A 23886-nucleotide genomic window follows, 5' to 3' on the forward strand; every position below is an offset into this window, starting at 1 on the left:
GGGCAGGACCGGCTCGTTAAAATTATGCCCGCACGCTGAAGAGCTCATGCATGCGGGCATAGAGGTGAGGAGTTATCAGCAAATGCGATTACCGCCGCGCCCCCTCGGTCGCGACCGGCGTTTCTACGCGTTCCATGGCAATCGGGATGCTCTTGTACGCCGGAATGCCGCTCTGGGTGTCGTGGCTGTCGAGCGGCACCAGCACGTTGGCTTCAGGATAGTAAGCGCCAACGGAGCCGGGGGCCATGTCGATCACGACGATAGTCAGATTGTGCATGCGGCGCGAGGTCGGATTGCCGTCCGGGTCGAGGGCCACCACGTTCACCTGATCGCCCACGCGCAGCTGGCGCTTTTCGGCTTCGTCCGGATTGATAAACAGCACGTCGCGCCGGCCGGTGACGCCGCGATAGCGGTCGTTCAGGCCGTAGAGCGTGGTGTTGTACTGGTCATGGCTGCGCAGGGTGGTCAGCACCAGATCGTGGCACTTCAGCGAGCGTGGGTCCTCATTGATACCCTGCATCACCTTAAACTGCGCCTTGCCGGTGGGGGTGTTCCACTCCCGCTCCGAGGCGGCGTTGCGCAGGCGGAAGCCGCCTGGCCGTTTGACCCGCTCATTGAAGTTCTCAAACGCCGGGAATACCGCCTCGATTGCCTCGCGGATAAAGCTGTAGTCGCCGATCATTTTGTCCCAGTTGACCACGGTGTCCGGCAGGGTGGCTTTCGCCAGCCCGGCCACCAGCGCCGGTTCGGATTTGAGATGCGGCGAGGCGGGCTTCAGGCTGCCGCGCGACGCGTGCACCATCGACATAGAGTCTTCCACCGTGATGCTCTGCTCGCCCGAGGCCTGAATATCGGTCTCGGTACGGCCCAGCACCGGTAGCAGATAGTTGTGCTTGCCGAGCAGCAGATGCGAGCGGTTGAGCTTGGTGGCCATGTGCACCACCAGGTCCAGATTACGCATCGCCGGGAAAGTGACCTGCGGATCGGAGATAGCTTCCGCCAGGTTGCCGCCTAGGCACAGCAGCGCTTTCGCTTTCCCGTCGCGCATCGCCTGGATCGCTGCCACTGCGCCATGACCGTGCTTCTGCGGCGGCGTAAAGCCAAATACCCGTTCGATACCGTCGAGCAGCGACTGCGGCGGGATCTCAGTGATGCCCACGGTGCGATCGCCCTGCACGTTAGAGTGACCGCGCAGCGGGCAGACGCCCGCGCCCTGCTTACCGATATTGCCGCGCAGCAGCAGCAGGTTAGCGATCTGCTGAACGTTCTGGGTGCCGTACTGGTGCTGCGTAATCCCCATGCCGTAGCAGATGATGGTGCGCTCGGCTTCGGCATACAGGCGCGCGATGTTCTGGATCTCCTTACGCTCCATACCGGAGACCTTCAGGATATGGTCCCAATCGGTGGCATCCAGGTCGGCCTTCAGTTCGGCAAAGCCTTCGGTGTGTTCCTCGATAAACGCCTCGTCGATAACACCCGGCTCGCCATTTGCCAGCGCCTGGTCATGCATCGCCAGCAGGATCTTCATCACCCCTTTGAGCATCGCCGCATCACCGCCGACCCGCACTTTGTAATAGGTGGACGCCAGCTCGGTGGAGCTGAGCGACAGCATCTCGATCGGGCTTTGCGGGGAGGTAAAACGCTCAAGGCCGCGCTCGCGCAGCGGGTTAATCGCCACGATAGTCGCCCCGCGCTTCGAGACTTCACGCAGCGTACCGAGCATGCGCGGGTGGTTAGTGCCGGGGTTATGACCGATGCACAGCACCAGGTCGCAGTGGTCGAAATCTTCCAGCTCTACCGTGCCTTTACCGACGCCGATCGACTCCGGCAGACCCACGCTGGTGGGTTCGTGGCACATATTGGAGCAGTCCGGGAAGTTGTTGGTGCCGTATTCACGGGCGAACAGCTGCCACAGGAACGCCGCTTCGTTGGAGGCGCGGCCCGAGGTGTAAAACTCGACGCTGTCGGGATCGTCATAGCTACGCAGATGCTCGCCGATTTCGCGAAACGCGGTCTCCCACTCAATGGGCTGATAGGTATCGCTGGCCGCATCGTATTTCATCGGATGGGTGAGGCGGCCTTCGCCTTCCAGCTCAAAGGCGCTGCGCTCCCACAGCTCGCTCACCGGATGGGAGGCGAAAAATTCCGGGGTGGTGCGTTTACTGGTGGCCTCCCATGAGACCGCCTTGGCACCGTTTTCGCAGAACTCAAAGGATGAGGCGTGCTGCGGATCGGGCCAGGCGCAGCCGGGGCAGTCAAAGCCCTGCGGCTGGTTCACTTTGAACAGGGCAATCACGTCCTGCTTCACCGACATCTGGCCGCGTATCGCGTCGGCAACCGCCTTTAACGCGCCCCAGCCGCCCGCAGACCCGCCATAGGGTGCGATGCCAATAGTACGATTTTGCTCTTTCATAATGCTCCACACTGTCTGTTAACTGCTTTTTCTTTAAGCCTGGTACAGCAAATGCATACCAGGCACCGACAGGCGGCATTAATGTAGAGATAAGGTTATCAAAATGTTTCCGCGCTACGGTTGTCTGCGCCACAGAGGGCGAAATAGTCATTCAGTTACGGGGAGATACGTTAAACTTTGGTTATCCCGTTGATAACGCTCGCAGGCATCCCGTGCGCATCGCCACTATTACCAACATTGCTTATATCGCTACGGTACTTCTGACCCTGTCGTCAGGGGTGTCGCTGTTTATGGCGTCGAATGCCGAACGCACCGAGCGTGACGCGGTGCAGCAGAGCCGGGTGTTTGATGCCCTGACCCAGGAGTTAGAAAAAGAGGCGTTCTCCCTTACTGAGCTGGCGCGTCAGGCGGCAATCCACCCGCAGGGTGACGATATCCAGGCCTGGAAAACGACGCTGGCCGAGGACAAGCGTAAGGAAAAACATCTGGCGTCGTTGCAGGATGTTGGCGCCTCGACGGAAGAGCTGATGCTGCTCCAGCGCGCGCTGACGGTGCTGGATGCGCTGGAGGAGGAGCAGGGGACGGCGATCGCATCGATCGAGGCGGGGCAGCGCGAAGCGGCCATCAGCCTGCTGTTCAGCCGGGAGTATGAGGCGCAGCTTGGCCAGGTAGAAAGCCACTTCGAGCACTTCCGCAGCCTGCTTGATCAGCGTACCGATGCTGCCGTTGCCGAGGCCACGCAGCTCTCCCAGCGCCTGCGCACCCTGTCTGAGGTCATGGTGGGCCTGACCGCGCTGCTGTTCCTGTTTGTGCTGGGTTTTATCATCCGCCATCGCATTCTGCGCCCGGTGATCACCCTCAGCGATGTGGTGAACCGGCTTGCTACGCAGGATTATGCGGTGCAGACCCCAACCCTGGCCCACGTCGATGAAATCGGTGATATGGCACAGGCCATCAGCATCTTTCGCGAGAACGGCCTCGCCAGACAGCGCCTTGAGCAGGAGCGCGACGCCGACTGGGAGACGCGCAAGCTGCTGGCGCGCATGACGCGGCGCTTGCAGGGGTGCGACTCCTGGGGCGACATCATCATGGCGACCACCGTTTTCGCGCCGAATATCATTCCCGGTGCCGGAGGACGGCTCTATATCCTTGATGAGCAGGCCAACACCATGCGCTGCGTCGCCCGCTGGCTGTTATCCCCCAGCGACCAAGAGTCCTTTCCCCCTGACCAGTGCTGGGCGCTCAAGCGTGGGCACCTGCACAGCCCGCTGCGTGACGCGGTGGATATGCCCTGCACCCACGTGCCTGCGGAGGCTGCGCATCTGGCAATCTGCGTGCCGTTGATAGCCCAGAATAAGATTATCGGGCTGCTGTCGTTCCTGAACCACGATACCGGGCGGGAGCTGCCCTATATCTATATTGAACTGATGGGAGAGACCCTTGCGCTGGCGCTGGCGAACCAGAAGCTGCGTGATTCGCTGACGAAGAAAGCGGCGTTCGATGCCCTGACCGGCATGCGCAACCGCACCGATTTTGAGGAGACGTTGCAGATGGCGCTGGCACAGGCGAAAGCAACGCAAAGCGTGCTGAGCTGCATGATGCTCGACATCGATCACTTCAAAAAGCTCAACGATACCTGGGGCCATGAGGCCGGGGATAAAGTGCTGACGGAGGTCGCGGCACTGGTTACCGCCAGCCTGAAGGGCAACGGCACGGCGTTCCGCTACGGCGGCGAAGAGTTCCTGATTATTTTGCCGGACGTCGATGAGGCGCAGGCTGTCGCCCTGGCCGAAGAGATCCTGCATAACGTTGCAGGCCACCGCGTGCTGTACGATGCGCGCCAGATCGGCCCGGTGTCGATATCTATCGGTCTGGCGGTGTGGCCGCATCATGCCAGAGCGGATAACCTGGTGCGTGCCGCCGATCTGGCGCTCTATCATGCCAAAGAGAACGGGCGCGGCCAGATTCGGGTGGCGCGTAAGGCGGGATGATGGTCAGGATGCGCCCGCGCTGGCTGGCTGACAATTCTCACACAGCACGCTGATTTCAATTGCTTTTTTATCAATGACGTTGCCTGCTCCGAGCACGCTGTCTTCAATTTTTTTCTCACAGAACGGATCGATAAACTCATGTACTGAACCACAGCCTGAGCACACCATAAACAGGCAGAGGCGCTGCGACGAGTGCGGGGAGCGGGCAAAAAATTTGCTCTGGCTATCGATTTTGACTACCAGGCCGAGGCGAAGCAGATAGTCGAGGGCGCGGTAAACGGTGGCGGGCCTGGCATTCGGACTGTATGTTTTTAACGCTTCAAGCAACACATACGCCCCCACGCCCTGATTACCCGCGCGGCGAACAAACAGATAGATCATCTGCCGCGGTCTGGTAAAGCGCTGTGCGATACGATCGTGTTCAAGGATCAGCCGTTCCAGCTCCGCCTGTTCCTGGCGGGTAACGTTTAATTCCATGTCTGAGACACGCTGCTGTATCAGCATATTTTCCCCCGCTACCGGTTTAACCTTGCCGCTGCATGGCGCAGGGTCCGTCCGGTGATGATCTACGATGTCGGATCGCTGTCTGTCTTTGCTGCGTTACGACCCAAGTGATGTAGAAATGGCATACCCTGTGTTATAACGTAACAAAATCGGCGCAACGCCCTCTGGTGGCAGAGAGAGGCACGTTCAGGAGCAGAGCATGAACATCACAAAGGTACTGGCAGTATCGCTTTCAGTTGTCTCGGGCAGTGCAATGGCCTTTCAAGCCAATGACCGTAGCCCGACTGAATCAAACCAACCGCTTCAACGCCTTGAGAGCCAGGCTTTCAGCTCGTATTCTCAGCATGCCTCAGCGCTTCAGGCCCCATTCGCTGGCACCTGCTCTGCGCTGCCGCTAAACGGCTGCGGCTGCGCATTTTGCGCCATGCTGCGCAGCCAGCGGATGTAATGTCTCTCTCTTAAAAACGGCCTGATGACTCAGGCCGTTTTTTTATCACTCTGCTTTATGGTCTGCGTCGTGATGGTCGTGATGATGTTCTCCTCCGTGCATTTTGCCGGAGCCGCCTACCGCCACGATGTTAAACGGGTGACCTTCCACGCTAATCGCCTTGCCCTCTTTCAGATCGGCGGCGTTCAGCACGTGAATTTTGCTCTGCAGCGGATCGGTGATGAAGATGTTGTCTTCAGCAACCGCAATACGCGGACGCGGATCGTTCCAGTGGCCGTCCATAGAGTACGGCTCGGTCACGCGCACCGATTTAGTAATTTCGCCTTTCAGCACGTCAATCTGATTCAGCTTGCCGTCTTCGGTGAAGACGTAAGCGTATTTCGGGCGTACCGGGTCGACAGCGAAATGCACCCGGCGGGTCGGGAGCTGCACCAGGCGGAAGCTCTGCGCGTCGCTCGGGTCGATGAGCACAATGCGGTCCGGGCCGTAGTTGCCGATGAAGTACTGCATCCCTTTGCCGCCGATAAGCGTCGAGACGCTCCCTTTCGGCAACGCGCTGGAGTAAGGCAGATGACGGATTTCCGGCGTATCGCCTTTCTGGGTCACCAGCAGCAGGCCGGTTTCACAGGAGAGCGCATAGGTATCACCGGAGCCGGCCGAGCCGTGCAGGCCAGGACAGGCAATGTCGTTACCGACTTTTTTGCCGTCCAGGCCCACGATGCGCGCGCCAACCGGGCGTTCAGAGGCATCGTCCGGATTGGGAATCGAGACCACAGCATAGTTATCGTACGGTACGGCTACGCCGCGATGCGGTGCAACCACATCCACCTTTTTCGCATCGCTTTTGCCGTCCTGCACCGCCGCTTCGCTGTACACCAGGGCGTAGCGCTCGCCGTCAAACCACTGGGCAACCTTCCCCTGGCGCTCAACAAAGTGGCCCGGTTTCTGGCCAGTGAACTGGGTGCTGAGCATTTTTGCTGGATCGACATCAATATCAGCGTGATCGCCGTGATCGTGGAAGGCGATGCCGGAGGCGATAGTGGACACCGTACCGGCGCTGCCCTGTACCGCAAACACCGTCGCGCCGCTTTCGCTGCGATAGAGCGAGGCCGGGCCTTTCACGGTGAAGGTATTCAGCGTGTCGCCATCAAGGGCATCGATCACGTTGACCACCGGCTTGTCATGATCGGCAACAAACAGACGCCAGGCGGTGACGTCTTCTTCCGCGGCCGTAGCGGAACCGGCTGCGCCCAGCAGGATGGCCGCGATGGACAGCGGTAATAACAGCTTCTTCATGGGGATCTCCATTAGCAAATAGTCCGGGTTAAGGTTTAACGGCGGAATCGGGGGAAGCGGTGGCAGCAACCAGCGCGGACACCAGGGTGCTGGCGTTGTGCTGCATCATGTCGATATAGGTGGCAGCAGGGCCTTCAGTGCCGGAAAGCGCATCGGAATAGAGCACACCGGAAACCGGCAGCCCGGCTTCGGAGGCAATTTGTTCCACCAGCCGCGGGTTAGAAATGTTCTCGGCGAACACCGCCGCGGCGTGGTTTTTCTTTATCTCGCGCAGAATCCCCGCCACGTCGGCGGCTGAGGCCTCGGACTCGGTTGATACGCCCTGCGGGGATAAAAAGTGGATGCCGTGATCTTCTTCGAAGTAGCGGAAGGCGTTGTGACCCACCACCACGGTGCGGTGCGCGTCGGGAAGGCGGGCGATCTCGCTATCAATTTTTTCTGCCAGCGCCGCCAGCTTTTCGTCGTAGGCGCGGGCGTTGGCCTGGTAGCTGTCGCAGCCGGATTTATCTGCCGCGCAGAACGCAGCGGTGATGTTTTTCACATACGTGCGGGCATTGGTAATGGATTGCCAGGCGTGAGGGTCGAAGGGGGCCGCGTGAAACACCGCTTTGCCGTTGTAAAAGTGGTAGTGACCGCCCGCCGGATCGCGCAGGATCGCCGCGCCTTTACTCACTTCCGTCACCGGCGCAGTGCTTTCACTGGCCTGAATCAGACGGGTGATAAAGCCCTCAAACTGCAGACCGTTAATCAGAATGACATCGGCTTTCGCCATCGCAATGGCATCCGCCGGGGAAGGCTCATAGACGTGCGCATCGCTGTCCGGGCCGACGAGGGTGCGTAGCTCGATACGATCCTGACCAATATTCTTCGCCATATCGCCGAGGATAGAAAAGCTGGCGATGACGTTGAGCTTAGCGCTGGCCTGTAGAGGGGCCGTCAGAGCCAGCAGGGCAGCGACCGCAAGCGGCGTAATGATTCTCATGGTGATTTACTCCGTGCGCGCAGGGCGCGTTTTAGAAAAAGCGGGGCGACGGCTATTTTTCACCAGCGCAAGGGCGGTGGAGACCAGATAGCCCACCCCGCTGGCAAGAATGATGGCCGGGCCTGAAGGCAGGGAATAGTGGTATGAAAACAGCAGGCCGATGACGCAGGCCGTCATGCCGAGCAGGACCGCAGCGCAGCAGAGGGTGATGACGCGCCGGGTCCAGAAGCGGGCCGTCACCGCCGGAAGGATCATCAGCCCGACGGAGAGCAGCGTGCCCAGCGCCTGATAGCCCGCCACCAGGTTCATCACCACCAGCGCCAGAAACAGGAAGTGGACCGGCGAGCCAAGCTTCGACACGGCGCGCAGGAACAGCGGGTCCAGACATTCGGCGATCAGCGCGCGCCACAGCAGGATCAGCGCGATCAGTGAAATTACCGACACCGAGGCGATCAGCGCCAGCGCATCGGCATTCAGCGCCAGTACGGTGCCGAACAGCACGTGCATCAGATCGACGCTCGACCCGCGCAGCGAGACGATCAGCACGCCGAGCGCCAGCGAGATCAGGTAAAACGCCGCCATTGAGGCATCTTCTTTTTGCACCGTCAGGCGCGAGACGATCCCGGCGCCGATAGCGACAATCAGCCCGGCCACCAGCCCGCCGAGGGTCATTGGCACGATCTCCAGCCCGTAGAGCAGAAAGCCAAATGCCGCCCCCGGCAGCACGGCGTGGGACATGGCATCGCCCACCAGGCTCATGCGTCTGAGGGTCAGGAATACCCCCACCGGACAGGCGCTGAGCGCCAGCAGCAGCGACCCCATCAGGGCACGGCGCATAAAGCCGAATTCAACGAAGGGATTAATCAGCACGTCATACAGCCAGGCCATCATCGACCTCCTGCCGCGAATCGCGCCGGCTCATGCTGACAAAACGCGGGCGGCGCCTGACGGGCGCGCATCACCCACTGGGTTTCTCCCCAGGCCACCAGCGTGCCGTTGACCATCAGGGTTTCGGGAAAGTGTCGGCTGACCAGTTCGGGATCGTGGATCACCACGATGACCGTGCGCGCCTGGGAATGCCAGCGTTTAATCAGCTCCAGCATGGCCTGTACCGTGGCGGCATCGATGGCGTTGAACGGCTCATCCAGCAAAATGATGCTGGCATCCTGGACCATCACCCGCGCAAACAGGGCGCGCTGAAACTGGCCGCCGGAGAGGGCGCTGAGCGGTTTTTTTTCCATACCCGCCAGGCCGACCGCGACCAGAGACTCGGCGATGCGCAGACGATCTTCGCGCCGGTGACGGCGCAGCAGACCGCGGTCCTGCCACAGCCCGAGGGATACCAGATCGTGCACGTTGGCCGGAAAGCTGCGATCCAGCTCGGAAATCTGCGGCAGGTAAGCGATACGGGCATCCGCCGCGGTGCGGCAGGAACCCGACTGCGGTTGCAGAATGCCGGCGATGCCTTTCAGCAGGGTCGATTTTCCCGAGCCGTTCGGCCCAACCACAGCGGTGAGGGAGCCTGCGCGTACCGAGCCGGTAATGGCGTTCAGGGCCGTATGGCCTTCGTAGCCCAGCGTCAAGTCTTCAAGGTGTACTGCAATGTCCGTCATCTCATTACGGTCCATAATATTCATTCTTTGCGAAATGTTATAACGTAACATTGCGCAATGTAAACGTATAATACTTACCTCAGCGATAAACGCGTGAGGGCAGAATAAACGAGCCATCCCCGTGGCTTGTTTATTGACCAGCCAGCAGGAGCCAGTACGATCAATTCCTTTGGTTCATATATTCGTCCTGTCTCGCCAGCAACCACGCGGGCTGACGATGGAAATTCATTTTTTCCCGTTACATGAATCGCTTAAATGTTGTGCTAAAAAGTACTGGATGTTTAACCAGTAAGGCGTATACTATTCGTACTGCCCGTGTGGGTGATGTTGTTAGTGAGTAAGTGGTGAAGCATATGATGATTCCATTTGAAAGCGTGACTTCTCTGGATCCGTCGGTGGCGATGAGTAGCCGTGAAATTGCCACATTGACAGGCGTAACCCACGGTGAGGTGAAGCGCATTATCAAAAGCCTCGAAACCGCGCAGCGTCTGTCGCAGCCGCTCAATGTGCTTGAGTCTGAGCGTGAAGATGACGTGCAGCAGGAGTTTTATCTGAACAAGCGGGATTCACTGCTGGCCGTGGCGCGTCTGTCGCCAGGCTTTACCGCCGCCGCGCTGGATCGCTGGCAGGAGCGGGAGCAGCGCGCCAGTATCCCGGACTTTACCAATCCGGCGGCCGCGGCGCGTGCCTGGGCTGAGCAGTACGAAAAGCGCCAGCGTGCCGAACAGGCGCTGGCACAGACGGCCCCGAAAGCGAACTTCTTCGATCAGTACGTGCAGGTAGAAGAGGCGCTGGGCTTTCGCCAGCTGTGCAAGATGCTGAAGGCGAAAGAGCCGGAGTTCCGCCAGTTCCTGCTGGAGCGCAATATTATGTACCGCCTGAATGGTACCCTGACGCCGCATCGGCACTACATTCAGTCAGGCTACTTTACGCTGCGTTCCGGGGTGGGTGAAAACCTTCACACCTTCTCTCAGGCGCGTTTTACCGCGCGCGGTGTGAAGTGGGTGGCTGGCCTGTGGGCGACGCACCTGGCCGCGCGGCCAAACGGCGCTGCCGCCTGATGCGCGGCGGTGTTATCGACAGGGCGCAGCGTTCAGCGTAGCCTGCGCCCGGTGCCCAGCGGAAGGGCACTTTCAGTGTTATTTCTCCTCGCCTTCGGCCTGTTCCGCGCCTTCCTTATCAGCCTCGCTGTCATTACCCAGCGTGAAGTTGATAATGTCCGACACTTTCATGTTCGAAGCCTGATCCAGCTTCTCCTGCGCGGTTGCCAGATGGCCGTCCACTTTCTGCTGCACGGTATCGGCGATGCCGTTATCCAGTGCCGCCTGCGCCTCTTTACCGGCGTTTTCCGCCGAAGTCACCAGATCCTGCGTTGCCGCATCGGCTTTCTCTTTCATTTCGCCAGCCTGCTGGGTCACTTCATCCAGCGTTGCCTGCGCTTTCTCTTTGGTCGCATCGTCGCAGGCGCTCAGCAGCACAGTGGCGGCCAGCAGCGCGATAAGGGTACGTTTTTTCATAGGAAACCTGTCAGTAAGGAAATCGCAATAGCCAGTGGGTGCGACGTAAAGGCGTGCGCAACCGTACTGTTTAGTGCTGTTACCCTACCTCAGGTTCCCTTTCGGAACGTATTGGAAGGTAAAGAAGATAAAATAAACCGCCGCGCAGCCGTCTCAGGTCATCATGCCGCGTATAAATCCACACCGTTCTGCCTGGTCCAGGCGTAACAGCTGGGCATAGAACGCCCCGGCATCGGGCAACGCGGCGCAGCAGTCGAGAAATTTACCCATCCGCTCATCGGCGCTGAACGGCTCGTCCAGCGCCCCGCGGGCATTAAGCCGTTCGCCGTCCAGTTGCCGGCCATCGCGCAGCGTCACGGTGACCCGGTGCGGCAGGTTAGCAACCTCTGCTTCCTGTTGCGCCGACCAGGCCTGCATGGCAATGCGCGGCAGTAACGGGTTTGCAGCCTGACTGCGCACGGCATCGGGGGTAAAGTCGCGGACGCTGAGGGTGCCGTGGGTCAGCAGCATCGCCACGCAGTACGGCATCGAAAACCGCGCCTGCATCTCGTCCTGCGGCTGCGGGTACGCCAGATTGCGCCAGTTGGCGATGCCCACCGTGCAGCTGACCTGCTCCACGTCACTGGCGCTAAAGCTGTGCTGCGCCTGCAGATCGGCGATGGCGTCCAGCACCCGATGAGTGGAGCCACAGCAGGGGTATTTCTTCGGCATCAGGCCGATGCGCTCAATCACATGACGCGGGTGAACCAGCAGCGTCGGGGTGCCGGCTGTACCGTTATACAGCTCAATAAACCCCTGCGGGCCTTCGAGAATATCGAGCCGGCCCTGCATTCCGGTTTGCGCAAGGCGCGCCGCATCAACGGCGTTACGCGCCGCCATCCCGGCGTGAAACGGTTTCAGCGGCGTGCCGAACTGCCCCTTAACGCCGCTCGCCAGGCTGACGGCAATACTCAGGGTGCGGGCGATGGCGTCAGCATCTGAACCCATCAGCGCAGCCACCCCCGCCGCGCTGCCGATGCACCCCACGGTGGAGGTGGCGTGCCAGCCCGCGGTGTAGTGCGTGTAGCCGACGGCATCGCCAATAAACGCCTGGGCCTGGAGGCCGATAAGGTACGCGTCGATCAGCGCCGCACCGCTGGCCCGCTGCGCCAGCGCCACCGGCAGCAGGGCGGGAAGTAATACTGCCGAGGCATGGCTCATGCCCGGCGCAAAGTTATCATCGTAATCAATGGCGTGGGCAGCGGTCGCGTTAATCAGCGCGTCGTTTGCAAGGCTGCGCGGGGCCTCTCCCCAGGTCGCCTTCACTGCCAGGGTAGAGGCGTCGTCGCGCCCGGCCACCATGCAGGCAAGCGTGTCCGTGATGGCCTCGGCGGCGAGCTGACGCGCCCGCGGGCTGAACGGCGGCGGGGCGGCGCACCATTGCGCCAGCGTGGTTATCAGGGTCATACCTGTGCTCCTTATGCCTCGCTGGCTGCGAGAAATTCCCGGGTGTAGGCCTCGGTGGCGATGCCGTGCCGCAGGCTGTCAGCGCTCAGCTCCTCCAGCAGTTTCCCCTGATGCATAATCCCGACCCGCTGGCACAGATGGGTCATCACCGCCAGATCGTGCGTCACCATCAGGTAGGTGAGGTTGCGCTGGCTGCGCATCCGGCTCAGCAGATTGAGGATCTCCGCCTGGACCGACACATCAAGGGCAGACGTTGGTTCATCGAGCAGCAGCACCGACGGTTCAAGGATCAGCGCCCGGGCAATGGCGACGCGCTGCCGCTGGCCGCCGGAGAGCTGGTGCGGATAACGGTAACGAAAAGCATCTGACAGCCCGACGGCGTGCAGTACTTCGCTGATGCGTGCTTCGTGGCGATCCATGCCGTGCAGCTTCAGTGGTTCACGCAGGCTGGCCCACACCATTTTGCGCGGGTGCAGCGAGGCATAGGGGTCCTGAAATACCATCTGCACCTGGCGGTAGAATGGCTTATCGCGATACGGCTGCTGCTCGCGGTTGTTAAACAGAATGTGGCCCTGATAGTGGTGATTCAGCCCGGCGAGCGCCCGCAGAATGGTGGATTTGCCGCAGCCGGATTCGCCGATCAGGCCGTAGCTCTCCCCGTGGGCGAGGGTGAGATTGACGCCTTCGACCACCCGTCGGTGACCAAAGGCGATGGTGAGATCCACTGTTTCAATGCTGCGGTCGGCGGCAAGAACGGCATTCATAGCGCAACTCCATCACGGTAACGGGGGCCGGTAAGCCAGGCGGGATCGCGCGTCGGAACGCGCAGCGTTGCAACCGGCTGACGCAGACGCGGCTGGCTGGCGAGCAGCGCCTGGGTGTAGGGATGGCATGCCCGATCCAGCGCATCGGCGCGGATCTCTTCGACGATGCGCCCGGCGTACATCACCAGCACGCGATCGCAGAAGCGCGACACCAGGCTGAGATCGTGGGTGATAAACAGTAATCCGGTCTGCCGACGCTCCAGCTGTTCACCCAGAATGGTGAGCACCTGCCGCCGGACGGTCACATCCAGCGCCGAGGTCGGTTCATCGGCGATGATCAGATCCGGTTCCGGGATCAGCATCATGGCGATCATCACGCGCTGCCCCATGCCGCCGGAGATCTCGTGCGGGTAAAGTCGCGCCACGCTCTCCACGTCGCGGATATGAACCGAGGCCAGCATTTCCCGGGCGCGTTCGCGCGCCTCGGCTTTGCTGACGCGGCGGTGCAGGCGGAACGCTTCTGCGACCTGATCGCCGATACGCATCAGCGGGTTAAGCGAAAAGCGCGGGTCCTGCAAAATCATTGAAATACGGTTTCCGCGTACCGTGCGCATCTGGCGCTCGCTGGCTGCCAGCAGATCGATTTCCCCGAACTGCATGCGGGTGGCTGAGATCCGTCCAGCCTTCGGCGTCAGTTTCAGCAGGGCGCGACAGGTCTGGGACTTGCCGGAGCCGGATTCACCGACGATGGCCACTTTCTCACGACCAACCTGGAAACTGACGTCGCGCACCGCAAGATGATCCTCATGCGCCACTTTGAACAGAATGTTGAGATTTTCGACGTCCAGCAGCGGTTTATTCATGGCGAATATCCATCACATCGCGCAGGCCATCTCCGAGCAGGTTGAAGGCCAGGCTGGTAAACAGGATCGCTAACCCGGGAATGGCGGCAATCCAGCCATTGGCCAGCATGAACTCGCGGCCCGAGGCCAGCATTGCGCCCCACTCCGGGCTGGGAGCCTGAGCACCAAGGCCGAGGAACCCCAGTCCGGCGGCAGTAAGAATAATGGCGGCCATATTGAGGGTGACGCGCACCACCACCGACGGCAGGCAGATCGGCACGACGTGGCGCACGATGATGTGCCAGGCGGACGCGCCCTGTAAGCGCACCGCGGCGATGAAATCCATTCTGCGGATAGCCAGCGTTTCGGCGCGGGCCAGACGGGCAATGGGCGGCCAGGCGGAAAGCGAGATGGCAATAATGGCGTTCTCAATGCCGGGACCGAGTGCGGCGACGAAAGCCAGCGCCAGAATCAGGCTCGGGAAGGCGAGGAAGATGTCCACCAGCCGCATCAGCACGGTATCCACCCAGCCGCCGAGGTAACCTGCGGCAGTGCCAATCAGCAGCCCCAGCGGGGTGATGACGATCGCGGTCAGGGCCGCAATATAGAGCGTGATGCGCGCCCCGTAGAGCAGGCGGCTGAAGATATCGCGCCCCAGCTCGTCGGTGCCAAGCCAGTGGTCAGCGCCAGGCGGCTGGAGACGCTGCGCCAGGTTCTGGGCGTAGATATCCTGGTTTGCCAGCCAGGGCGCGAACAGCGCTGCGGCAACGATAACCAGCAGTACCAGCAGGCCAAACAGCGCCGAGCGGTTCGCGCGAAAGCGCCGCCACTGCAGCCACCACAGCTGCACGTGGGCCTGCCACGGCGAGCGCGGTGCCGGGTCGCTGATCCAGGCGCGAAATCCCTGATGCGGGCGCGCCCGCAGTGACTTACTTACGGAATCGGTCATGTGTGCTCCTGGCGCGTGCGCGGGTCAAAGAGGCGATACAGCAGATCGCACAGCAGGTTAAGGGCAACGAAAATTGCGCCGATGAGCAGCGTACAGCCCACCACGGCGTTCATGTCGCCTGCCAGCAGGGCATTAGTGAGGTAGCGGCCAAAGCCGGGCCAGGCGAACACCGTTTCGGTGAGGACCGCGCCTTCCAGCAGCCAGGCCCAGGAGAGCGCCACCACGGTCAGCACCGGCACCGCGATGTTACGCAGGGCATGGACCCAGACGCAGCGCGCCCATGACAGCCCCTTTACCCTGGCGGTAATGATGTACTCCTGGGAGAGCTGCTCAATCATAAAGCTGCGGGTCATGCGGCTGATGTAGGCCAGAGCGCTCAGCCCGAGGATCGAGGCCGGGAGAATGATGTGTCCGAACACGTTCTTGAATACCGCCCAGTTGCCGCTCAGGGCGCTGTCGATAAGCCAGAAGCCGGTCACCGGTTGCAGGTCGAACTCGTAGATAAAGTCGATGCGTCCCGGTCCGCCCGTCCAGCCCAGCGTGGCGTAGAACAGCATCAGCCCCATCAGCCCGAGCCAGAAGTGCGGCGTGGAGTAGCTCAGCAGACCGACGAAGCGAATAAGGTGATCGAACCAGGTGTTGCGATACATCGCGGCAAATACCCCGGCCGGAATGCCGAGGCCGACGCCGATAATCGCGGCCACCGTTGCCAGTTCAAGGGTGGCCGGGAAAACCCTGGCGATGTCGTCCAGCACCGGCTGGCTGGTGGTCAGCGCGGTGCCAAAATCGAGGTGCAGCAGATGCCAGACGTAGTCGATAAACTGCTGCCACAGCGGCCGATCCAGCCCGAGCTGCCGGTACATCGTCTCGTAGGCCTGCTGGCTGGCATTGTCGCCGATCACCGCCACCACCGGGTCGATCGGCAGCAGTCGACCGATGAAAAAGGTCAGCGCCGCCAGGCCCAGCAGCGTACAGGCGATGGAGAGCAGTCCACGCGTCAGGCGCCACGCCAGCCCGGAAAGCGGCGAGGGCGGTGTGGCGGGTGAGGCCGGGGTTATCACATGCGACATCGGAACCTCCGTTATTTACTGGCTGCGCCGTACCAGGTGCGGAACCCGTTCCAGGTCCAGTTTTTCACCACCGGGTTCACCCCGGCGCTGTTGTACATCTGGAACATGATCGCCATCGGCCCTTTCTGCATGATTTCCCGTTGCAGCTCGGCGTAGCGCTCGATGCGCTTCGCATCGTCCGGCTCCAGCAGCGCAGCCTCCACCTTCTGGTTCATTGCGGCGTCGTAATAGGCCGCGCGCCAGCTCGGATACTGGGTCGCACGCGCCTCTTTGCGGTTATCCGGGTTGTAGACCAGCCGCGAGGCGTTGCCGTAGGCGTCCGGCACCGAGGTCTGCCAGGCCATCATCGCGCTCTGGAATTCGCGCCCGCGCGCCCGGCTGAACAGCTGGGCGTTCGCCATGCGCTCAAGCTTCAGCGTTACGCCAATCTTTGCTGCATTCTGCTGAATGCTCTGGGCGATGGGAGCGGAGTGCGGCAGGGTGCCGAAAATCACTGAGGCGCTGAAGCCGTTCGGGTAGCCCGCCTCGCTCAGCAACTGCTTCGCTTTCTGCAGGTCGAGGCTGAAGGGCTGGCCCGCTTTCTCATCCAGCGCCCCGAATGCGCCAATCTGCGCGAAGCTGGCGCGCGGCACGCCCAGATACGGCATCACGCTTTTCGCCAGCCCGTCGTAATCGATGAGATAGCGCATGGCGAGGCGCACCTTTTCGTTTTTGAAAATCGGATCTTCATTATTGAAGGTCCAGAAGAAGAGCTGCGGTTTCAGCACCTGCGCCACCGTCACGTTGCCGCCCTCATCGAGGGTTTTCAGGTCGTCGGCCGACAGGTCACGGGCGATATCCACATCCCCCTGGGTGAGCAGCAACCGCTGGGTGCCGGTTTCGGCGACGTGGCGGATCAGCACGCGCTTCAGCGTGGGCGCTTTACCCCAGTAGTTGGGGGATGCCTGTAACATCACCCCTTCACCGGCATTCCAGCGCGCCAGCTGATACGGCCCGACGCAGGCGGTGTGGGTAGCGAGGTACTTGTGGCCCAGATCCCCATCCACGGCCTCTTTTTCAAGCAGCTTGCGGTTAAGCAGCGTGGCGACTTTATCGGCGGCAATGGACTGTAAAATCAGGTTGGTGGGATAGGCTTTGTCGAGCGTCATCACCAGGGTCTTCTCATCCGGCGCGGTAATGCGCGTCTCCACGTTCTCTTTGTTAAACCCAAACTCGGTCACCTGAGCGGCGTTGCCATAGCCAAGCTTCACGACGCGCTGCAGCGACCAGGCGAGATCCCCTGCGGTCGCCGGGGAGCCGTCGGCAAACTTCAGGTTGTCCTGCAGATGAAACGTAATGGTTTTACGATCCGGCGAGACGTCCCAGCGCTTTGCCAGCGCCGGGACCACCTTTGTCTCATCCTTAACGTCGAAGTCCACCAGCGCATCGCAGGTGTTGGCGTAAATTTCACTGGTGACCACTTCGCCAATCTGCGCCGGGTCCCAGGTACTGATGGCATCAATGTTCCAGGCCATCACCAGCGAGTCGGGCGGCGTGGCGGCCTGAGCCGTGGCGGCACAGGCACCGGTCAGTGCCAGTGCGGCGGCAATCTGCGTAAGTTTCATCAGCTTCTCCATGTGAATTACTGGGTGTCCGGACGCGGTTGAATCGGCGGTTTCACCTCTGCCGGGATCGGGCAGTGGTACGGTTTTTCGCTCACCTGCTCGAAGTGCGCTTTTTTCACCTGGGCGAGCAGCACTTTGTCGGTCAGCGCATCGACGGCGGTGGCGGCCATCACTTTGGCGACGTGCGCCAGCGCTTTATGCGCGGCAGGCATTTTTCCCTGGGCGGTAAGCTGCCAGGAGTGGCCCGGCGTGCCGATGGCCATGGTGGGGATGTGAGCCTGTACGGTGGGGATCACCCAGCTGACGTCACCGACGTCGGTGGAGCCGATCATCACCTCGCCGTGGGTGTCGAGCGGAATGATGTAGTCGCTGAGCGGGGCGGGTTGCGCGGGCTTAACCCCGGTTTTGCGGTAGCAGCTGGCGATCTCCTCCGCAGAGAGCGTGGTCTGGATTTCGGCTGCGAAGGCGCGGTCGGCGTCATCGAACGGCACTGTACCGAGGGCTTCCAGATTGCGCTGCATGGCTTCCTCCAGCGGGCGGTTACCCAGCAGGTTGGAGACCGCGCTCATGATGCTGATCTCCACTTGGGTATCGGTCATCAGCGCCGCACCTTCGGCGATGCGCTTCACCCGCTCGTTCAGCTCGAACATGGCGTGCACGTCCCGGGCGCGGATGGCGTAGCGCACGGTGGATTTCGCCTGCACCACGTTAGGCGCTACGCCGCCGGCATCAAGAAAGGCATAGTGGATACGCGAATCCTGCGGCACGTGCTCGCGCAGAAACTGCACCCCGACGTTCATCAGTTCGGCTGCATCCAGCGCGCTGCGGCCCAGATGGGGCGAGGCGGCGGCATGGGAGGAGCGTCCGCTGAAAGCGAAATCCATGCGGGTATTCGCCAGCGACAGCGGCTTCGCCACTTCGTGATGGGCACTCGGGTGCCAGGTAATGGCAACGTCCACCCCTTCGAATGCCCCGGCGCGTGCCATAAAGGATTTCGCCGCGCCGCCTTCCTCTGCCGGGCAGCCGTAATAGCGCACCCGGCCTGGCGTACCGGTCTCTTCCAGCCAGGCTTTAAGCGCTGTGGCGGCGAGCATCGCGCCGGAACCCAGCAGGTTGTGCCCGCAGCCGTGCCCGTTGCCGTTACCCGGCAGCGGCGCGTAGTGCGCGACGCCCGCTTGCTGGCTCAGGCCGGGCAGGGCGTCATACTCACCGAGAAACGCAATAATTGGCCCGCCTTCGCCGGCTTCGCCCATCACCGCCGTGGGGATATCCGCGACGTTTTCCGTGACGCGAAAGCCCTGCTGCTTCAGCATCGCCGTGTGCTCGGTCACCGAGCGGTACTCGGTGTAGCAAATTTCCGGCGTGCCCCAGACGCGATCGCTGAGATCGCAGAATGCCTGCTGGTGTGCCTCTACCCATCTGAAGAGTGCTGCTTTGTTTTCCATGGTGTTCCCCGTGTCGCTGGCCTGCGTGATGTTGTCGTCCTCTCAGCATGCGCAAAAACGCTTTCGCGATGCCAATGAGCAATTCACATCGCCTGTTCCGTTTTTGCATAGGCGGCGTGCATCAGGCTGCGTGGGCGGTTTCACTGTGCAAAATTCGCTGCCACAGCTGCTCTGCCTGCGGGTTACGCAGCACCGGCTGGCGATAAAGACGGATCGCCAGCGTCATCTCCCACTCGCCGCGATCTGCACGCACCAGGCTGCCGTTCGACAGCTCCTCATGTACCAGGCTCAGCGGCAGCCAGGCGACGCCGCCGCCAGCCAGCGCCATTGCTTTCAGGTTGACCGACATGCCGTTTTCATAGACCGGCTCCAGCGGCAGCGGGCGCTCGCTCAGCATCTGCGCCAGCGCATGGGCAAAGAAGGAGTGGCCGCCGTAGCTCAGCCACGGCACTGGCCCGCCGCTGGCGCTGAGGGGATAGAGCGGCTGGCCGCTGCTGTCCGGGCGACACACCGGGATCGCCCACTCCCGCCCGAGCTGCACCATCGGGTAAGGCGCAAGCTGGTGGATAAGCGACACCGCGTCGTTGGCGTAGGTGAGTAAAAAATCGGTTTCACCGCTGTGCAGGGTGGCAATGTGCTCGACGAAGCTCGGCTTGGAGTTACACATGCGGATGTAGCCAAGCTGCTGTTGCAGATTCAAGCGCTGGATCCAGTCCGGGAAAAAGGTCAGCGAGAGGGTATTGAGCATGGCGAAGCGCAGCACCGCGGTACGCGACCTGAAACGCTGGCTAAGATCGTTGCGCAGATGGGACATCGAGAACACCGTTTCGCTGGCGGTGGCAAGAAAGCTCTCTCCCTCCGGGGTCAGCGTGACCGGATTGGTGTTGCGGTCAAACAGCGGCACCCCCAGCCACTCTTCCAGCTGGCGTATACGGCGGCTCAGCGCGGACTGGGTAATGCAGCGCTCGTCGGCGGCGCGGGTAAAACTCTGGCTGCGGGCGACGCTGAGAAAATCTTCGAACCATTTCAATTCCATAGCGAGACCTCGTTGGATGAATGGGAAAATAAGACTCAGGTTGATGCACGCAAGAAACGCGCCAGACCTGCGCGCAGGGCTGTACCGCAACCCACGGGCAGTAATAATGGGCAGATAATCCCCGTGAGCGCGCAGGCTGCACCGATGCAGTGCAGATGGAAAGGGATGCAGGGAGCGAAGGGTTGACGCTGTGGTGAATTGCGCTTGACCCGGCGCGGCCAGAATGGAATTATATGGTTATGTTATAACATAACCAATGGTCATCATGATTAAACACCTTGCTTCATTCGCCCTCTGCGCTGCGGCGCTTTTTCCCACCTTCAGCCAGGCAAAATACCAGCCGGTAACAATCGATAACTGCGGCGTCACTACCACCTGGCAAACGCCGCCCCAGCGCGTGGTCACCATCGGGCAGCACGAAACCGAGCTGCTGCTGGCACTGGGGCTGGAAAAAAACATCGTCGGCACTGCGGTATGGTTTGGCGCACTGCCGCCGTCGCTGCAGAGCGCCGGCAAAGGCTTAACGCGCCTGGCGGAAAACGCCCCCGGTTTTGAGGCAGTGGTCGCGCAGCGTCTGGATCTGGTGGCCGCGCAGTACACCTATCACGTTGGAGAGCAGGGCGAAGTGGCAACGCGCCAGCAGTTTGCCGGCCTCGGGATCAATACCTGGATAGCGCCGGCGGACTGCGTGGGCAAATCCCTGACCGCCGGATCGAATGGCGATGGCGGGCGCGATAAGCCCTTTACGCTCGATCTGATCTATCAGGAGATTGACGCGCTGGGGAAAATTTTTGGCGTTACGGATCGCGCGAGCGCCCTGGCAGCGACGCTGCGCAACCGGGTGGCGCAGGCGCAGCACACCGCCCGCGACGCGCTGAAGCACAACGCGCAGGGGAACGTGGTGTTCTGGTTTTCCAGTACCCGTCTCAATGGCGACCCGTGGGTAGCGGGCAGCGCCGGTGCGCCGGGCTGGATCGCCCGCACGCTCGGCCTGACTAACATCATTGACACCGCTGAAGAGTGGCCGGCGGTGAGCTGGGAAACCATCGCCCGCCGCGATCCGGATTACATCGTGCTGGCCAGCATGGCGCGACGCCTCTATCCGGCAGATGACGTTGAACAGAAGCTGGCGTTCCTGCGCAGCGACCCGGTGACCCGGGAGATGACGGCGGTGAAACGTAATCGCATCATCGTGGTCCCGGCAATGTCGCTCAACCCCTCGCTGCGCAACGTGGACGCCGTGGAAGCCATTAGCCAGCGCATTGCTGCGTTTCATACCGGCTCGTGATGCACGCCGCGTCGCTTAAAACCAGCGTGCTCACGCTGGGAAGCCTGGTGTCGCTCGGTCTGCTGATGGTACTCGCCGCCTCGGTCGGCGACGTGGCGCTCCCGTTCAGCCGCACCCTGAAGGCCATCGCCAATGGCATGGGCGTGGGCGACTATCCGCTACCGCCTCTGGAGCAGGGCATCATCTGGCAGTACCGCATGAGCCGGGCGCTGATGGCGGCGTGCAGCGGCGCGGGGCTGGCGCTGTGCGGGGTGATCCTGCAGGCGTTGCTGCGTAACCCGCTGGCGGAGCCGTATCTGCTCGGGATCTCGGCTGGCGCTTCCACCGGGGCGGTGCTGGTGATGCTGCTCGGCGTGGGCGGCGGCATGTTGACCGTCTCCGGCGGGGCGTTCCTCGGGGCGTGCAGCGCGTTCCTGTTGATTATGCTGCTGGCCAGAGGCGTCGGGCGCGACACCGGACGCATTATCCTTGCCGGGATCGCTGGCACCCAGCTGTTCAACGCCCTGACGGCGTGGATTGTCAGCACCTCCGCCAATGCCGAGCAGTCGCGCAGCGTGATGTTCTGGCTGCTCGGCAGCCTGAGCAGCGTGCGCTGGCCGGACGCACTGCTGGCAGCGGGGCTGATCGGCCCGGCCTTTTTACTGCTGCTGGGCTTCGCGCGACGGCTCGATACCCTGGCGCTCGGGGAAGAGATTGCCGCGACGCTCGGCACACGCATCACCCTGCTGCGCGTGGTGCTGCTCGGCATCACCGCCGCGATTACCGCCGTGCTGGTAAGCATGATCGGTGCCGTGGGCTTTGTCGGGCTGGTTATTCCGCACGCCGCACGGTTTCTGGTTGGCCCGCACCACCTGAAGCTGCTGCCCGCTGCAGCGCTCATCGGCGCGCAGTTTATGATGCTGGCGGACGTGCTGTCGCGCATTCTCATCGCGCATCAGGTGTTGCCGATCGGGGTAGTGACCGCGCTGGTGGGTGCCCCGGCGTTTGCCGTCATTCTCTATCGCAACAAGGGGAGATCTTCATGAGGATCAGCGCTGAACAGCTCAACGTCACCATCAACCAGACCGAGATCCTGCACGACATCAGCATTACCGTGCCGTTTGGCCGACGCATCGGGCTGCTGGGGCCGAACGGTTCCGGAAAATCGACCCTGCTGCGTGCGCTGGCAGGGTTGATCCCCGGCGCACGTGCGCAGGTCTTTATCAATGATGCACCGCTGAACACGCTGAGTGCCGGCTGGCTGTCGCGCCGCGTGGCGCTGGTAACGCAGCATCTGGCGCTGGATGCTGATCTTAGCGTGGAAGAAGTGGTGCGGCTCGGGCGCACCCCGTACCGCGGTGCGTTTTCCCCGTGGCGGAGTGAAGATCGGCAGGCGGTTGAGCAGGCGCTGAGCGACACCCGGCTCGACGGCCTGCGCCACAAGCGCTGGCACCAGCTCTCCGGCGGGCAACAGCAGCGCTGCGCCATTGCCCGGGCGCTGGCCCAGCAGCCCGCGATTTTGCTGCTGGATGAGCCAACCAACCACCTTGATATCCGGCATCAGCTGGAGCTGATGGCGCTTATTGGCAGTCTGCCGATGACCACCATCGTGGCGCTGCACGATCTTAATCTGGCAGCCAACTACTGCGACGAACTGCTGCTGCTCAATCACGGTGAGGTGGTGGCCGCCGGAAACGCCGGGGCGGTATTAACCCCGGCGCACATTCGTGACGTTTACGGGGTAGACGTCTCCATCGCGCGCAGCCCGCATACCGGGTATCACATCGCCTGGCATCACCAGGCAGCCACACCACGGCTCAAGCTGACGGGTTAACCACGCGCCATCACGGCGCGGTGATGATTAGTCGATCAGGCCGTTTTCATCGTAGAACGGCCACGGGCCATCGTACTGGCCGAGCGGCAGGTAGTGGGTGCTTACCCCGTGCGCACGACTCCAGCGGTGCAGCAGCATACCGGGCGGCTCCAGCACAAAGTGCGCCGGGCCATCGGGGGTGAAATTCGGGGCCACCTGGTGTGAGGTGCCGGGTGCGGTGCAGACCACCACCCCGGCAAGCTGCGCCACCATAAAGCGATGCACGTGCCCGCACAGCACGCGCTCCACCTGCGGAGCGTTGATCAGCACCCGCGCCAGCCTGCCGTCATCGCGCAGGTTCTGGCGATCCATATGATCGATGCCGCTGATGAAGGGATGATGGTGCAGCATCAGGATCGTCGGGGTATCCGGCGCGGCGGCCAGCTGCTCCCTGAGCCAGGCGGCGCGGGCATCACACAGCTCACCCCAGGGCTTTTCCGGCACCGTGGAGTCAAGGCCAATCAGGCGTACCGGGAAGTCATCCACCGTCCAGTTGATAAATTCCCCCGCCGCGGGCAGCCAGGGCTTGTCGGCAAAGGCGCGGCGAAATGCGGCGCGGTCGTCATGGTTACCCGGAATGGCGAACCACGGCAGCGTCAGGGTGTCTAGTACCGCCCGCACTTCAGCATACTCCTCGTCCTTGCCAAAATCGGTCAGATCGCCGGTGATCGCTACCGCGTCAGGGGCCGGACGCAGGGCATTCAGCTGCGCGATGCAGTTTTTCAGTGCCCCCAGGGTATCGACTTTTTTATAGGACAGGCGTCCGGCGGTTTTAATGTGCAGGTCGCTTATCTGCGCCAGCACAAATGCATTGTTCAAACGGCAA

General features: G+C 61.7%; 22 protein-coding genes. 6 read left to right on the top strand and 16 right to left on the bottom strand.

The window, feature by feature from the left end:
• Positions 1-88 precede the first annotated feature (88 nt).
• Positions 89-2413, bottom strand: a complete 2325-nt coding sequence (locus ET34_RS0113600; protein WP_031522940.1) for an FdhF/YdeP family oxidoreductase — start codon at positions 2411-2413, stop codon at positions 89-91.
• 212 nt (positions 2414-2625) lie between these two features.
• Between ET34_RS0113600 and ET34_RS0113605 the strand changes: the two genes are divergently transcribed.
• Entirely contained in the window at positions 2626-4404 is a 1779-nt protein-coding gene (locus tag ET34_RS0113605) for a diguanylate cyclase (protein ID WP_031522942.1), read from the top strand.
• 3 nt (positions 4405-4407) lie between these two features.
• On the opposite strand, the gene ET34_RS21295 is transcribed toward ET34_RS0113605, so the two are convergent.
• Entirely contained in the window at positions 4408-4881 is a 474-nt protein-coding gene (locus ET34_RS21295) for a Fur family transcriptional regulator (RefSeq protein WP_160165454.1), read from the bottom strand.
• Positions 4882-5107: 226 nt separating this feature from the next.
• Between ET34_RS21295 and ET34_RS0113615 the strand changes: the two genes are divergently transcribed.
• On the top strand, positions 5108-5356 hold the full coding sequence (locus ET34_RS0113615; RefSeq protein WP_031522945.1) for a hypothetical protein: 249 nt from the start codon (positions 5108-5110) through the stop codon (positions 5354-5356).
• Positions 5357-5401: 45 nt separating this feature from the next.
• Here ET34_RS0113615 and aztD read toward each other — a convergent pair whose 3' ends face one another.
• Genes aztD through aztA form a run of 4 tightly spaced genes read right to left on the bottom strand, consistent with a single transcriptional unit; the run spans position 5402 to position 9262 of the window.
• On the bottom strand, positions 5402-6652 hold the full coding sequence (aztD, locus tag ET34_RS0113620; RefSeq protein ID WP_031522946.1) for a zinc metallochaperone AztD: 1251 nt from the start codon (positions 6650-6652) through the stop codon (positions 5402-5404).
• Positions 6653-6680: 28 nt separating this feature from the next.
• Positions 6681-7634, bottom strand: a complete 954-nt coding sequence (aztC, locus tag ET34_RS0113625) for a zinc ABC transporter substrate-binding protein AztC (protein WP_051640540.1) — start codon at positions 7632-7634, stop codon at positions 6681-6683.
• A gap of 6 nt (positions 7635-7640) precedes the next feature.
• Positions 7641-8522, bottom strand: coding sequence for a zinc ABC transporter permease AztB (gene aztB, locus ET34_RS0113630; protein ID WP_031522950.1), 882 nt, complete (start codon positions 8520-8522; stop codon positions 7641-7643).
• On the bottom strand, positions 8522-9262 hold the full coding sequence (aztA, locus tag ET34_RS0113635; protein ID WP_236633863.1) for a zinc ABC transporter ATP-binding protein AztA: 741 nt from the start codon (positions 9260-9262) through the stop codon (positions 8522-8524). Before aztA ends, aztB begins: the two co-directional genes overlap by 1 nt.
• A gap of 338 nt (positions 9263-9600) precedes the next feature.
• Between aztA and ET34_RS0113640 the strand changes: the two genes are divergently transcribed.
• Entirely contained in the window at positions 9601-10308 is a 708-nt protein-coding gene (locus tag ET34_RS0113640; protein ID WP_031522952.1) for a phage antirepressor KilAC domain-containing protein, read from the top strand.
• Positions 10309-10386: 78 nt separating this feature from the next.
• Here ET34_RS0113640 and ET34_RS0113645 read toward each other — a convergent pair whose 3' ends face one another.
• From ET34_RS0113645 to ET34_RS0113685, 9 genes are all read right to left on the bottom strand, one after another.
• Positions 10387-10764 (bottom strand): hypothetical protein, encoded by a 378-nt coding sequence (locus tag ET34_RS0113645; protein ID WP_031522954.1) that lies wholly within the window; start codon positions 10762-10764, stop codon positions 10387-10389.
• A gap of 153 nt (positions 10765-10917) precedes the next feature.
• A complete protein-coding gene (locus ET34_RS0113650) occupies positions 10918-12210 on the bottom strand; it encodes an MmgE/PrpD family protein (protein WP_031522956.1) in 1293 nt (430 codons plus the stop codon).
• 11 nt (positions 12211-12221) lie between these two features.
• Positions 12222-12974 carry an ABC transporter ATP-binding protein gene (locus tag ET34_RS0113655; protein ID WP_031522957.1) on the bottom strand — a complete coding sequence of 251 codons (753 nt, stop codon included), beginning with the start codon at positions 12972-12974 and terminating at the stop codon, positions 12222-12224.
• Positions 12971-13837: an ABC transporter ATP-binding protein gene (locus tag ET34_RS0113660; RefSeq protein ID WP_031522959.1), complete on the bottom strand. Its 867-nt coding sequence runs from the start codon at positions 13835-13837 to the stop codon at positions 12971-12973. Before ET34_RS0113660 ends, ET34_RS0113655 begins: the two co-directional genes overlap by 4 nt.
• Positions 13830-14765, bottom strand: coding sequence for an ABC transporter permease (locus ET34_RS0113665; protein ID WP_031522961.1), 936 nt, complete (start codon positions 14763-14765; stop codon positions 13830-13832). The genes ET34_RS0113660 and ET34_RS0113665 overlap by 8 nt, the downstream gene beginning before the upstream one ends.
• Positions 14762-15835, bottom strand: a complete 1074-nt coding sequence (locus ET34_RS0113670; RefSeq protein WP_031522962.1) for an ABC transporter permease — start codon at positions 15833-15835, stop codon at positions 14762-14764. Before ET34_RS0113670 ends, ET34_RS0113665 begins: the two co-directional genes overlap by 4 nt.
• Before the next feature lie 11 nt (positions 15836-15846).
• Positions 15847-17439 (bottom strand): ABC transporter substrate-binding protein, encoded by a 1593-nt coding sequence (locus ET34_RS0113675; RefSeq protein WP_031522964.1) that lies wholly within the window; start codon positions 17437-17439, stop codon positions 15847-15849.
• A 17-nt stretch (positions 17440-17456) separates the two neighbouring features.
• Complete coding sequence (locus tag ET34_RS0113680; protein WP_031522965.1) at positions 17457-18884, bottom strand: M20 family metallopeptidase; 1428 nt, start codon at positions 18882-18884, stop codon at positions 17457-17459.
• A gap of 121 nt (positions 18885-19005) precedes the next feature.
• Positions 19006-19920, bottom strand: coding sequence for a LysR family transcriptional regulator (locus ET34_RS0113685; protein ID WP_031522967.1), 915 nt, complete (start codon positions 19918-19920; stop codon positions 19006-19008).
• 265 nt (positions 19921-20185) lie between these two features.
• Here ET34_RS0113685 and ET34_RS0113690 point away from each other — a divergent pair, with 265 nt between their 5' ends.
• Genes ET34_RS0113690 through ET34_RS0113700 form a run of 3 tightly spaced genes read left to right on the top strand, consistent with a single transcriptional unit; the run spans position 20186 to position 23021 of the window.
• The gene (locus tag ET34_RS0113690; RefSeq protein WP_031522968.1) at positions 20186-21208 is read left to right on the top strand and encodes an ABC transporter substrate-binding protein; all 1023 of its coding nucleotides are present in this window, start codon (positions 20186-20188) and stop codon (positions 21206-21208) included.
• Entirely contained in the window at positions 21208-22233 is a 1026-nt protein-coding gene (locus ET34_RS0113695) for a FecCD family ABC transporter permease (protein ID WP_035891360.1), read from the top strand. Before ET34_RS0113690 ends, ET34_RS0113695 begins: the two co-directional genes overlap by 1 nt.
• Entirely contained in the window at positions 22230-23021 is a 792-nt protein-coding gene (locus ET34_RS0113700) for an ABC transporter ATP-binding protein (protein WP_035891362.1), read from the top strand. Before ET34_RS0113695 ends, ET34_RS0113700 begins: the two co-directional genes overlap by 4 nt.
• Before the next feature lie 27 nt (positions 23022-23048).
• Here the strand turns inward: ET34_RS0113700 and ET34_RS0113705 are convergent, their stop codons facing one another.
• Positions 23049-23879 (bottom strand): phosphodiesterase, encoded by an 831-nt coding sequence (locus tag ET34_RS0113705; RefSeq protein ID WP_031522973.1) that lies wholly within the window; start codon positions 23877-23879, stop codon positions 23049-23051.
• Positions 23880-23886: the final 7 nt, after the last annotated feature.

Source organism: Siccibacter colletis (genome assembly GCF_000696575.1).
GTDB lineage: Bacteria > Pseudomonadota > Gammaproteobacteria > Enterobacterales > Enterobacteriaceae > Siccibacter > Siccibacter colletis.

Excerpts from the sequence above, each read along its gene's own strand:
- ET34_RS0113600 (WP_031522940.1), bottom strand. The coding sequence starts at position 2,413 with ATGAAAGAGCAAAATCGTACTATTGGCATCGCACCCTATGGCGGGTCT.
- ET34_RS21295 (WP_160165454.1), bottom strand. The coding sequence starts at position 4,881 with ATGGAATTAAACGTTACCCGCCAGGAACAGGCGGAGCTGGAACGGCTG.
- ET34_RS0113615 (WP_031522945.1), top strand. The coding sequence starts at position 5,108 with ATGAACATCACAAAGGTACTGGCAGTATCGCTTTCAGTTGTCTCGGGC.
- aztD (WP_031522946.1), bottom strand. The coding sequence starts at position 6,652 with ATGAAGAAGCTGTTATTACCGCTGTCCATCGCGGCCATCCTGCTGGGC.
- aztC (WP_051640540.1), bottom strand. The coding sequence starts at position 7,634 with ATGAGAATCATTACGCCGCTTGCGGTCGCTGCCCTGCTGGCTCTGACG.
- aztB (WP_031522950.1), bottom strand. The coding sequence starts at position 8,522 with ATGGCCTGGCTGTATGACGTGCTGATTAATCCCTTCGTTGAATTCGGC.
- aztA (WP_236633863.1), bottom strand. The coding sequence starts at position 9,262 with ATGGACCGTAATGAGATGACGGACATTGCAGTACACCTTGAAGACTTG.
- ET34_RS0113640 (WP_031522952.1), top strand. The coding sequence starts at position 9,601 with ATGATGATTCCATTTGAAAGCGTGACTTCTCTGGATCCGTCGGTGGCG.
- ET34_RS0113645 (WP_031522954.1), bottom strand. The coding sequence starts at position 10,764 with ATGAAAAAACGTACCCTTATCGCGCTGCTGGCCGCCACTGTGCTGCTG.
- ET34_RS0113650 (WP_031522956.1), bottom strand. The coding sequence starts at position 12,210 with ATGACCCTGATAACCACGCTGGCGCAATGGTGCGCCGCCCCGCCGCCG.
- ET34_RS0113655 (WP_031522957.1), bottom strand. The coding sequence starts at position 12,974 with ATGAATGCCGTTCTTGCCGCCGACCGCAGCATTGAAACAGTGGATCTC.
- ET34_RS0113660 (WP_031522959.1), bottom strand. The coding sequence starts at position 13,837 with ATGAATAAACCGCTGCTGGACGTCGAAAATCTCAACATTCTGTTCAAA.
- ET34_RS0113665 (WP_031522961.1), bottom strand. The coding sequence starts at position 14,765 with ATGACCGATTCCGTAAGTAAGTCACTGCGGGCGCGCCCGCATCAGGGA.
- ET34_RS0113670 (WP_031522962.1), bottom strand. The coding sequence starts at position 15,835 with ATGTCGCATGTGATAACCCCGGCCTCACCCGCCACACCGCCCTCGCCG.
- ET34_RS0113675 (WP_031522964.1), bottom strand. The coding sequence starts at position 17,439 with ATGAAACTTACGCAGATTGCCGCCGCACTGGCACTGACCGGTGCCTGT.
- ET34_RS0113680 (WP_031522965.1), bottom strand. The coding sequence starts at position 18,884 with ATGGAAAACAAAGCAGCACTCTTCAGATGGGTAGAGGCACACCAGCAG.
- ET34_RS0113685 (WP_031522967.1), bottom strand. The coding sequence starts at position 19,920 with ATGGAATTGAAATGGTTCGAAGATTTTCTCAGCGTCGCCCGCAGCCAG.
- ET34_RS0113690 (WP_031522968.1), top strand. The coding sequence starts at position 20,186 with ATGATTAAACACCTTGCTTCATTCGCCCTCTGCGCTGCGGCGCTTTTT.
- ET34_RS0113695 (WP_035891360.1), top strand. The coding sequence starts at position 21,208 with ATGCACGCCGCGTCGCTTAAAACCAGCGTGCTCACGCTGGGAAGCCTG.
- ET34_RS0113700 (WP_035891362.1), top strand. The coding sequence starts at position 22,230 with ATGAGGATCAGCGCTGAACAGCTCAACGTCACCATCAACCAGACCGAG.